Source organism: Mesorhizobium sp. M7A.F.Ca.CA.001.08.2.1 (genome assembly GCF_003998455.1).
Classification (GTDB): Bacteria; Pseudomonadota; Alphaproteobacteria; order Rhizobiales; family Rhizobiaceae; genus Mesorhizobium; species Mesorhizobium ciceri.
In genome coordinates, this window is record NZ_RZPW01000116.1 from 1 (window position 1) to 11,106 (window position 11,106).

The window sequence follows — 11,106 nt, forward strand, 5'->3', positions numbered from 1 at the left end:
AAGACCCTGCTCTATCGCATGGACCTGAGCCACAGTCGCGCCGCCGAGGTCGCGCACGGTGGTGAAACCGCGATTGAGCATGCCCTTCAATATCCGCACCGAATGATAGGCGACGAGTTCGTTTGGCAGAAACGAGTTTTCGGCCGGATCGGCAACTCCGGAATTGATGTGCACATGGCAATCGATCAGGCCCGGCATCAAAGTCTTCCCGCGCAGATCGAAGCGATGCGCGTTGCTATCCCGGATCGGCTTGTCTGAAACCTCGTCGATAACATTGCCGCTGACGCGGACGAAACGGTCGTGCTCGCCGTCCTCATTGGAGCCGTCAACGATCCGCGCGTTTTCGAATATGTAGGAAGGCATCAGCAGTCTCCTTGTTGGATCGGTGCGCCGCCACGTGCGCCGCGGAATTTGACGGGCGCTACGGTCAGTAGGTTGCCCTGCCGCCGGAAAGATCGAACACCGCGCCGGTGGTAAAGGAATTCTCCTCTGACGCTAGCCAGCAGATCATGGAGGCGGCTTCGCCAAGTTCGAGCATGCGGCCGCGCGGAATCTTGGCAAGCATGTACTCGATGTGTTGCGGTGACTGCTCCATTGCCCCAGGCGTCTTGGCAACCGCCGGAGTGACGCAGTTGACTGCGATGTTCTGCCCTGCGAGTTCCTTGCCCAGTGACTTCGTCAAGGCGATCACGGCTGCCTTCATGGAGCTGTAGGCGACCGCGTTGGGGTTGCCCTCCTTGCCGGCAATGGAGCTGAGGTTGACGATGCGCCCGTAGTTAAGCTCCCGCATATGAGGGACGATGGCGCGGCAGCAGTTGAAAGTCCCTATCAATCCCACACTCAGGACCTGTGCGAAGGCCTCGGGTGGATATTCCCAGGTCGGCATGTTCGGCCCGACCAACGCCGCATTGTTGATCAATATGTCGATCTTGCCAAACCGTTCCAGCGTGTGTGCAAAGCCCGCTTCCACCGACGCGAGGTCGCCAATGTCAGTCTCAATCCCAAGCACGTCGCGGGTTCGTCCAAGCTGATTGAGAGCCTTTTGCAACGCAGCGCCATCGCGATCCCAGATCGCTATCCTGGCACCGGATGCCAGCATCCGCTCGCTGACTGCGAACCCGATGCCCTGCGCTCCGCCCGTGACAATCGCTACGCGCTGCTCAAGATCATATCGATTCATGGTCGAAGACGCACTCTGATTGAATTATTGATTGAAGCATGTTCCACGGGGGAACCGGTGGCGATTTCGCGACAAGCGCGTGCCAGAACGTATTGACTGCGATGGTCTTTCGCAAAAGACTTCGTTTGGAATGGCTGCTTCGCGATCCGCGATGATGCCCTTGCGACAGTTGCATCCGTGCGGTCAACAGCTATTAGCAGTGACTGGCTGCGTGTTTCGCAGGCCTGGCATGGATGGAATATGCCGGAGAGGGGGAGCTACATTGCGTTTTGACCTTCTTTCGCTTCAGCTGTTTGTCGCCGTTTGCGAAGAGCAGAGTATCGCCAAGGCGGCCGATCGCGAGCACATCGCGGCATCGGCGGTGAGCAAGCGGATTTCCGATCTCGAGATACGCCTCAGTACGCCTTTGTTTCACCGCAGCTCGAAGGGACTGGAGCTGACCGCGGCAGCGCAGGCGCTGCTCCACCATGCGCGCGTCGTGCTCCGCGACTTGAAGCAGATGGAGATTGAGCTTGCCCATCACGCCAGTGGCGTCAGCGGGCAGGTCCGCATTTTTGCGAGTGTTTCGACGATCATCCAGCATCTGCCGTCGGATCTGAGCAACTTTCTGGGGACGCATTCGGCCATTCGAATCGATCTGGAGGAGGGCACCAGCCAGCAGGCCGTGGACGCGGTGGCCGAGAACGCTGCGGATATCGGCGTCTTCGGTGGCGTCGTGCCCCGTCGCGGTTTGAAATACATCCCCTATCGCAGCGACCGCCTCGTGGTGCTGGCTCACAGGGACCACCCGCTAAGCTCGCAAACTTCCGTCAAGTTCGCCGACCTCCCGGATTATGACCTGATCGGGCCAAGCAGGGGAAGTTTTCTGGATATGCTCGTCATTCGCGCTGCGGCTGAGCTGAGCAAACCGTTGAAAATGCCAATCCGGGTCAACGGGTTCGAGACGGTGTCGACAATGGTAGAGGCGCAGATGGGCGTCGGCCTCGTGCCGGCGGGATGTGCCGCCCGTTATGTAACGGGTGGCATGCTTGCGGCAATCGCGCTCGACGAGCCTTGGGCAGTCAGGCAGTGGAACATCTGCGTTCAGGACAGTCAGGGCCTGCCACCACCCGTGAAGCTGCTGTTGAAGCACCTTACCAACAGTTGAGAGGCTGGTCCGCCGGCTAACCGGTGCGTCGCGTCCGACGATGCGAGCTTTCCAAAGGACGACTTCGAAGGGTCCGGGTCGGCCCATATAAGTCCTGCCGCAGAGAGGGCCGAGCGAATGCGCCCGCCTCTTCAACTCAATTTCGAAAGGCAAGGCCTTGAAGATAGTAGTGCTCCCAGGAGACGGGATCGGTAAGGAAGTGACCGCGGAGGCAGTAAGGGCGCTGCACGCGGTCATCGGTAGTGAACTCCCGCTCGAACTCACAGAAGCCGTAATCGGAGGTGAGGGGCTGGAGCGCTTCGGCGATGCCCTGCCGCCTGATACCCTCGACATCTCACGCAAAGCTGATGCCATTCTGCTTGGCGGAACCGGCGTTCCTGAGGATGAGAGGCGAGCGCCGAGCGAGGGGGCCGGTTACGGCCTGCTCAAGCTGCGCAAGGCCCTCGGTCTCTATGCTAACTTCCGCCCGGTCGTGCTTTATCCCGAGCTTGTGGACGCCTCCACACTCAAGCCCGAAATTGTCACGGGGGTCGACCTGATCATCTTGCGTGAACTGACCGGCGATCTCTATTTCGGCCAGCCGCGTGGTGTCTCTCGTGACGAGACTGGCGCGCGTGTCGGCATCAACACGATGCGTTATACCGATGCCGAGATCGAGCGCATAGCGCATGCGGGCTTCCAGGCCGCCGCGAAACGACGTAAGAAACTGTGTTCGGTTGACAAGGCAAACGTCCTTGAAACGATGGCGCTGTGGCGCGAGGTCGTTATCGAAGTCAGCAAGCAGTATCCCGATGTGGAATTGACGCATCTCTACATTGACGCGGCGTCCATGGCCTTGATCCGAAATCCCAAGCAATTCGATGTTGTCGTGACGGGCAATGTCTTCGGCGATATCCTCTCCGATGCGGCGGCCATGTTGGCCGGCTCAATCGGAATGCTGCCGTCGGCCTCCCTCGGCGATCACAACAAGGGCCTATACGAACCGGTCCATGGCACCGCGCCGGACATCGCTGGCAAGGACTTGGCGAACCCACTGGCCGCAATCCTTTCGGTTGCCATGATGCTCCGGCAGTCGTTTGGCCGCGACCAGCACGCTTCGCGTATCGAGCAGGCCGTACGGTCAGTGCTGCGCGAGGGGTATCGGACCGCAGACATCTATCAACCCGGCTGCAGGAAGATCGGCACGAGGGCCATGGGTGAAGCAGTTGTCGAGGCGATCCGCAAGCAGAAGGTTGGCGGGGAGGCGGAATTTGCCTGACCGGCCGCTATGACCTGCTGCTCTCGCGGCAAGTCGGTCGCGTCCGCATCGCCGATTGCGACGACAGGTCTCCAAACCGAGACTTACTTCGGTTGACTGACCAGCGGTACTCGAAGGCAAGCCAGACATGTTCGAGCGACGTCACGTGGCCGAAGAGGGCTGGATCAGCCGCCGAACATCATAGGTGCCGGGCCGTAGCGACGGACGGCGGATCGTGAGAGCCGAGGGACGGCAGATGAAACATGGCGGTCCTTTCGAACTTGCCTTCGGTCGTGGATTGCTGAAGCTGGCATTGCCGCAAGGCGCGGAGCCGACAGTAATCCGGAAGGCGTTGTTGCCAAAACTCTTCGACGCCTCTTCAGCAATTGCATCCGCCTTCGCGAATCCGATTGGCTCCGAGCCTTTAGCCCGTCTGGTGGTCGGGCGTCGGAGCGCCTGCATCCTTATCTGCGACATCACGCGCCCGGTGCCGAACCGGCTATTCCTACGCGTCATGATCGAGACAATGATCAAAGGCGGCATTCCCGCGGACAGGATCGATGTGCTCGTTGCCACCGGCCTTCATCGTCCGAACGAGGGTGTGGAACTGGAGGAACTGGTCGGCGATCCTTGGGTTCTGAAGACCGTCCGCGTCACCAATCATTTCGCACGCAACGAACACGACCACGTCGATCTGGGACATACGCAGACGCGTGGGACACCGATCCGGATCAATCGGCTTTTCGCGGATGCGGACCTCCGTATCGCTACAGGCCTGGTCGAGCCCCATTTCATGGCAGGCTGGTCCGGTGGTCGAAAGGTTGTCGCCCCCGGCGTTGCCGGCCACGAAACCATCCGCACCTTCCACTCGGCGCGTTTCATGGAAGACCCGCTGTCAGTCCAGTGCAATCTGGTCGGCAACCCGCTCCATGAGGAACAGTTGCAGATCGTACGCAAGGTTGGCGAAATCTATGCGTTGAACACCGTGCTCGATGAAGATCGCGATCTGGTTTGCGTGACCTTTGGCGAGATCATAGCCAGCCATCTGGCTGCGGTCGATTTCATCGCTGACACGACGATGATCGACGTGCCGCGCCGGTTCAAGACCGTGGTGACGTCGTCTGCAGGCTATCCCCTCGACAAGACCTACTACCAGACGATCAAGGGTATGGTGACGCCGATCGACATTCTCGACCCGGGCGGGACGCTGATCATCGCCTCGGAATGTTCGGAGGGCTTGGGCAGCCACGAATTCCGCCAGGCGCAAGCGCGCTTGGTGGAGATGGGACCCGAGCCATTCCTTGCCACGCTTACGGCGAAGACGCTTGCCGACATCGATGAATGGCAGACGGAGATGCAGCTGAAGCCGATGCGGGTGGGCAAGATCCAGCTCTACACGACCGGGCTAGATCGCGAGGAACGCCGCATCACCGGAGTTGAACTGGTCCCCTCGGTAAACGACGCAATCGCGGCCAGTCTTGAACGCCATGGCGACCCCGCCGTTGCCATCATCCCGGAGGGACCATACGTCATTCCGATCTATCGGCGGGCAGGACTGTGAGACGCGTCCACCTCGATGCAGTCGGCGGCATCGCCGGCGACATGTTCGTCGCGGCAATGCTCGACGCGCTGCCTGACCTGCGAGAGCGCGTACTTGCCGACGGCGCTGCAGTGCTTCCGGTTGAGGCCGGTGGCATTGCCTTCGAGGAAGGCGAGAGCCTGTCGATGCGCGTGCGGCGCTTCGGTCTGGTCGCGAAGCGCGCGATGTCGGCTGCAGCGCCACACGCCCATGCGAACGCATATGGTGATGATGATGGCCACCATCACCATCACGATCGCAACCAGATTCCTGATGAAGCGCATGCAGGTAGTTTTGCTGACATGGTGGCACGCATCAAGGCCGCGGATCTCCACGATGGAACGGCTGCCAGGGCCATTGCGATACTGACGATCATTGCCGAGGCGGAGGCGGCCATCCATCGCGTGCCGGTCGAAAGGGTACATTTTCACGAGATCGCCGACTGGGACTCCCTGGTTGACGTCGTCTGCGCCGGCAGCATCGCAGCGGCGCTCGGCAAGACGGTGTGGAGTGTCTCGGCTCTGCCGCGAGGCGGTGGCCTTGTGCACACCGCCCACGGACTGCTGCCCGTTCCCGCGCCTGCCACGGCCGCGATCCTGACCGGTTTCGAATGGCGCGACGACGGCATATCAGGCGAGCGCGTGACGCCGACCGGCGCGGCGATCCTTAAACATCTCACAGCGCCTGGTGCTGGCGGCACGTCTGGCCGGCTTGTGTCGTCCGGAACAGGCGCGGGGACGCGGCACCTGCCCGGGATGCCGAACATTCTTCGCGTTCTCGTCCTAGAGAACGAAGTCTCAACTCCGAGCGACACCATCAGTGTCATCGAATTCGAAATCGACGACATGACCGGCGAAGAGATGGGCGTCGCCTGCGATCGCCTCAGGGCAACGGACGGCGTGTTGGATCTCTCCGTGGGGCAGCGCCTCGGCAAGAAGGGGCGTCCCGCCTCGTCGTTCCGGCTTCTGGCGAGACCGGAACTGGCCGATCAGGTGACGGCCCGGTGTTTTGCCGAGACATCGACAATTGGCTTGCGCCTGCGGGAGGAACGCCGGCTGGTCCTCTTCCGGGAAAACGTCAAGGCTGCCGGACTTGCCGTCAAGGCGGTCCTCCGGCCATCGGGCATCACACGCAAGGTGGAAAGCGATGCCCTTCGAGGCGGAAGCCTTGCCGAGCGCCGCGCCATGAAGTGCCAGGCCGAGACGACCGACGATGAATGACATTGCGCCGGCACAGCGTCTTGACCGCGTTCTTGACCGTTTCGAACAGCTCGCCATTGCTGTCAGCGGCGGCGTGGATTCAGTGACGCTGGCAGCCTTCGCACATCGCAAGCCGGGCCTTGCGGTGACGGTAATCCATGCCGCCTCACCAGCCGTTCCGGAAGAGGCGACGGCACGCGTGCGGGGTCTGTCAGATACCGAAGGCTGGACGACCCTCGTCATCGGAACTGGCGAGTTCGAGGATTCACGCTATCGGGACAATCCCTCGAACCGCTGTTATTTCTGCAAGACCAATCTCTACGATCGGATACGCACACTGACGCCGCATGTGATCGCGTCGGGTGCCAATCTCGATGATCTCGGCGACTATCGTCCCGGGTTGCTGGCTGCCGCCGAGCGCCAGGTGGTACATCCCCTCATCGAAGCGGAAATGGCCAAGGCCGACATTCGCGCGCTTTCTCGCGAGCTTGGCCTGGGCTCTGTCGCCGAATTGCCCGCCCAGCCATGCCTGGCAAGCCGCGTCGAGACGGGAATAGCGATCGATGCCCGCGACCTCGCATTCATCGAGAAGGCCGAGCGGCATCTGGCTGACATTGCCGCCAGTGGCGTTACGTTGCGCTGCCGGATTACGCGGTCAGGCGTGGTTCTGGAACTCGGCGACGGCGTGTCCGCGCAGAAGCATCTGCTGGTCGAGATCACGCAGCGGCTTTGCGCCGAGGCAGGACGCGTCTTCGTGGGCGCCCGGCCCTACAGCCGCGGCGCGATGTTCATGCGCCCATGAACGACTTTCAACTCGACTGGCAACGCAGCAGGCGCACCGGAGTGCCGGAGGCGGTGCTATGTGAGTATAAGAGCCCGACCCAGGTGGCCGCCATCATCGTCGCTGCTTCCGAGAAAGGAGAGCGGCTGTTGTTCACGCGTCTCGACGAAAGCCATTTTCTGGCGCTCGATTTCGCCATTCGCAGTGCACTTGACTATGATCCACTGTCGCGCACTGCGGTGCTGGGCGGGTCCATGCCCGTTGCAAGCACAGGTGTGGGCATCGTGGCGGCGGGCACGTCGGATATGTCGGTCGCACGGGAAGCCGCCCGAGCGCTCTGCTTCAACGGCCATGACGCGCCTATCGTCGCCGATGTCGGTGTCGCCGGATTGTGGCGGCTTACTGAAAGGCTCGACGAAATCCGGATGTTTCGGGTTGTTATCGCTGTCGCCGGCATGGAAGGCGCGCTCTTCAGCGTGCTCGCCGGGCTGATCGCGGCGCCGTTGATCGCTGTACCGACATCTGTCGGCTACGGCGTGGCCGCCGGCGGATATGTGGCGCTCAACGCAGCGCTCGCGAGTTGCTCGCCGGGAGTTGTGGTGGTCAACATCGACAATGGCTTTGGCGCAGCGGCAGCCGCGGTGAAGATGCTTTCAATGCGTTGACGCACCAGCCTCGCTAAGCGCGATGCGCGCGTTCCGATATAGAGCAAACAATCGATTTTGCCGGTGCTAGAAAGGCGTGGCGCCAGCCAAACTGGTCTGCCCCGCCAAATCATCGGAGGTCCCCACGACAATGCAGTTCGACTTCTCCGAGCTGAAGCCGCTTGACCGGCACAAACTTCTATCCTCGACGATCACGCCACGGCCGATCGCATGGGTCACGACCGTCGCGTCGGACGGGGTGCGCAATGCAGCGCCATTCTCGTTCTTCAATGTCTTCAGCGAGGATCCCCCTGTCGTCGGTTTCAGCATCGTCGACCGGTCTGCAGGCGACAACAAGGACACAGGACGCAATATCCGGATGTCGGGCCAATTCGTCGTCAATCTGGTCGACGAGGATCGGCTGGACCAGATGAACATAACCGCCGCCGAGTTTGCGCCGGAAATCGATGAGTTTTCGCGGTCCGGGCTTGCAGAGGAAGCTTCAGTGACGATCGCCGCGCCGCGAATTGCCGAGAGCCCCGTCTCCATGGAGTGCGTGCTGCACAGCATTGTTCCTCTCGGGGTATCGCGCTCGCTCATCCTGGGAACGGTCCAGATGATGCATATACGCGACGACATGCTGATCGACCCGGTTCGCTTCCATGTCGATACACAAAAATTGCGCCTTGTCGCTAGGGCACAAGGAAACACCTATGTCCGCACGACAGACGCGTTTGAGTTGCCGAGAATCTCGGCGACGTGACAGGGCCGGCGGTTCGCAAGCCTGACGAAGTCGCAGCCCCTGTCTCTCAGTCAACATTGGCGCGCGCAACCGCAGCTATTTGAGCCCAAATCCCCGCGCCTTCAGGAAGTCCGTGAGCACGTGCCTGCCGGTCAGTGCAGCAACGTCCTTTATCCGCGCCGCGGTCTGTTCAGTCCAGTCGATGTTGCGCATGTTCTGTTCGGCCTGGAATTCCCGCATGCGTGCCTCGTAGGCCGCCATAAGCTCCGGGTCGATTTGGGTATACCGCTCGCGGTGGAGGATTATGCCTTGCGGCAGGCGCGGCTTGACGTCTGTTGCCACTGCCGGATCGGGGCGGCCGACTGTCATGCCGAACACGACCATCGATTCGTCGGGCAGTCCCAGTTCGTTGGCGACGGCCTGAGGGTCGTTACGCATCGCGCCTATGTAGCAGCAGCCGAGGCCGAGCGACTCGATTGCAACAGCGGCATTCTGCGCTGCGAACGCGGCGTCCGCGATGGCAAAGATGAATGCCTCGATGTAATCGAGTGCGACACCGGCATGTCCCCGCTCATCGCTGATCGCACGCAGGCGAGCCAGATCGGCGACGAAAACGAGCAGCAGCGGCGCGTCATGGATGTGCTTCTGGTCCGCGGCGTAGCCGGCCAGCCGCGCCTTGCGATCCTTGTCCTCGACCGCAATGACGCTCCAAGCTTGGAGGTTGGAAGTTGAAGCCGCCGACTGTGCGGCCGCCACGACGAGCTCAAGGGTATTTGCGGGAAGGGGCTGGTCGAGGTAGTAGCGCACCGACCGGTGCGACAGCATCACATCCAGCGTGCTGTTCCAAGTGACGTGGGACAATTCTTCGGCGAGAGCGGGATCACGGTAGCGCGTACCGACGCGTTCACGTGCCGCTGTACCGTCGGCGACGCTGTTTCGCTGCTTGCTGGTCATCTGATTGTTATCCATCTGGTTGTTTGGCTTGATCCGCCTGGGATTCTTGCCGAGGTCAAATAACGCCCTCGTGCTTGAACGAGCGGATCTGTGCTGTTGAGTGGCCGAGGAGTTCACCGAGGACATATTCGTTGTCTTCGCCGTAACAAGGCGCTCCGCGGTTGATCAATCCGCCTGCATGCGCGGGTGTGCGGCCAAGTTTGAACGGCACTTCGGCCACGGGCCACGTCCCGATCCTTGTCCCAGGCACTTCGGTCAGCCACTCCAACCTCCGCAACTGCGGATCGTGATCGCAGCGATCCTCCGCCGTCTGGCATACGCCAGCGGCCACGCCAGCTGCTTGCAAGCGGCTCATGCAGTCATAGGCCTCAACGCCCTCGGTCCACGTTCCAACCACCTTGTCCAGTGCATCCTGGTTGACAAGACGAGCCGCAATATTGGCGAAGCGTGGATCGGTTAGCCATTCAGGATGGCCCGCGGCATGGGCGAGCGCCGCCCATGACCGCTGGTCGCAGCACGAGATCGCGATCCAGCGATCCGCCCCCTGGCAACGATAGGCGCCATGCGGCGCGGCATTGCCATAAGGGGAGCGGTTGCCGGTACGCTGCCACACTCGCCCGTTTGCCGACCAATCAAGGATGGCCTGGCTGGCAAGGAAGATGCCCGCTTCGCATTGGGACGCATCGATATGCTGACCCTTGCCGGTGACCGAGCGGTAGTACAGCGCACCGAGGAGCGATTGGGCGAAGCCATAGGCCCCCATCCAGTCGAGATAGGAATAGCCCCACCCGGCAGGCATCGCCGGTTCGGCAAGACCGGACATCTCGTTCATCCCAGCAAACGAGGCAGCGATAGGCCCAACGGTGCGCAGTCGGCCATAGGTGCCGTAACTGCCCATGCCGGACTGCTGGACGTAGATGATATCGGGACGGATGCTGCGCAGGACGTCATACCCCAGGCCTAACCGATCGAGGACGCCCGGAGAGAAGCCTTCGGCGACGACGTCGGAGATTGCGATCAGCCGCTTGGCGATATCGATACCTTTCGGGTGGCGGATATTGAGCGAGAGCCCGCGCTTGCCCGTGTTCTTATTGTTGAACTGGCCGCCCATGTCGGGATCGCTGACGCCCGGCAGTGGGCCGGTCGCGGCCTCGCGCGCCGTGCGGCCGCCAACGGGTGCCATTGCGGCGAGGCGTGTGTCTGGGTTTTCCTTCCATTCGACCTTGATGCACTCGGCGCCAAGCGCAGCAGCAAAGCGCGTTCCGCCCGCCGAAGCAAGAAACCATGAGAAGTCAAAGATGCGGACGTTCTGCAAAGGAAAGGGACGATTGCGTGCTGAGAGCGCCGGTTTCAGGGTCGCCTCTGCCGCTACCTTTGGCGATGCCTGCCTTGAGGTGTTGCTCACTTCGCCCGTATGCTCACCGCGCAGCGGCGCGCGCTTGCCGGCCTGCCATCGTGTTTCCGAACTCAGCCATTTGCTTGTGGCATAATGGAAGCTGCGCCCAAGTTCAGGGTGATCGACCTTGGTGATGGCGCCGCGCTTCAGCCAATGCTCGTCTTGTGCATTCTCATGCGGCTTGCGCACCGGTGCCCAGAGCAATCCCGCTGCCTGAGCTTCTTGCCAGGGCGTCGCGTCATATGTG

General features: G+C 61.5%; 11 protein-coding genes. 7 read left to right on the plus strand and 4 right to left on the minus strand.

The window, feature by feature from the left end; genetic code table 11:
• Both EN914_RS09825 and EN914_RS09830 read right to left on the minus strand, forming a co-directional pair.
• A partial coding sequence (locus EN914_RS09825; RefSeq protein WP_245497807.1) for an amidohydrolase family protein occupies positions 1-363 on the minus strand: 363 nt, incomplete at its 3' end.
• Positions 364-427: 64 nt separating this feature from the next.
• The gene (locus EN914_RS09830; protein WP_024504891.1) at positions 428-1,180 is read right to left on the minus strand and encodes an SDR family NAD(P)-dependent oxidoreductase; all 753 of its coding nucleotides are present in this window, start codon (positions 1,178-1,180) and stop codon (positions 428-430) included.
• Between the two features lie 262 nt (positions 1,181-1,442).
• Here EN914_RS09830 and EN914_RS09835 point away from each other — a divergent pair, with 262 nt between their 5' ends.
• The 7 genes from EN914_RS09835 (at position 1,443) to EN914_RS09865 (ending at position 8,530) form a co-directional block, all read left to right on the plus strand.
• On the plus strand, positions 1,443-2,327 hold the full coding sequence (locus EN914_RS09835; RefSeq protein WP_032899521.1) for a LysR family transcriptional regulator: 885 nt from the start codon (positions 1,443-1,445) through the stop codon (positions 2,325-2,327).
• A 157-nt stretch (positions 2,328-2,484) separates the two neighbouring features.
• Positions 2,485-3,585 carry a 3-isopropylmalate dehydrogenase gene (gene leuB / locus EN914_RS09840; protein ID WP_024504892.1) on the plus strand — a complete coding sequence of 367 codons (1,101 nt, stop codon included), beginning with the start codon at positions 2,485-2,487 and terminating at the stop codon, positions 3,583-3,585.
• A 235-nt stretch (positions 3,586-3,820) separates the two neighbouring features.
• Positions 3,821-5,125 (plus strand): nickel-dependent lactate racemase, encoded by a 1,305-nt coding sequence (larA, locus tag EN914_RS09845; protein WP_024504893.1) that lies wholly within the window; start codon positions 3,821-3,823, stop codon positions 5,123-5,125.
• A complete protein-coding gene (locus EN914_RS09850; protein WP_255337239.1) occupies positions 5,122-6,363 on the plus strand; it encodes a LarC family nickel insertion protein in 1,242 nt (413 codons plus the stop codon). The genes larA and EN914_RS09850 overlap by 4 nt, the downstream gene beginning before the upstream one ends.
• Positions 6,356-7,144, plus strand: a complete 789-nt coding sequence (locus EN914_RS09855) for a potassium ABC transporter ATPase (protein WP_024504896.1) — start codon at positions 6,356-6,358, stop codon at positions 7,142-7,144. The genes EN914_RS09850 and EN914_RS09855 overlap by 8 nt, the downstream gene beginning before the upstream one ends.
• Positions 7,141-7,788, plus strand: coding sequence for a nickel pincer cofactor biosynthesis protein LarB (gene larB / locus EN914_RS09860; RefSeq protein WP_032899523.1), 648 nt, complete (start codon positions 7,141-7,143; stop codon positions 7,786-7,788). Before EN914_RS09855 ends, larB begins: the two co-directional genes overlap by 4 nt.
• A 130-nt stretch (positions 7,789-7,918) precedes the next feature.
• A complete protein-coding gene (locus tag EN914_RS09865) occupies positions 7,919-8,530 on the plus strand; it encodes a flavin reductase family protein (protein ID WP_024504897.1) in 612 nt (203 codons plus the stop codon).
• A 75-nt stretch (positions 8,531-8,605) separates the two neighbouring features.
• Here the strand turns inward: EN914_RS09865 and EN914_RS09870 are convergent, their stop codons facing one another.
• Together EN914_RS09870 and EN914_RS09875 are read right to left on the minus strand one after the other, a co-directional pair.
• The gene (locus EN914_RS09870) at positions 8,606-9,463 is read right to left on the minus strand and encodes a nitroreductase family protein (protein ID WP_024504898.1); all 858 of its coding nucleotides are present in this window, start codon (positions 9,461-9,463) and stop codon (positions 8,606-8,608) included.
• 55 nt (positions 9,464-9,518) lie between these two features.
• The coding region (locus EN914_RS09875) for a CaiB/BaiF CoA-transferase family protein (protein ID WP_164778698.1) at positions 9,519-11,106 on the minus strand (1,588 nt) is incomplete at its 5' end.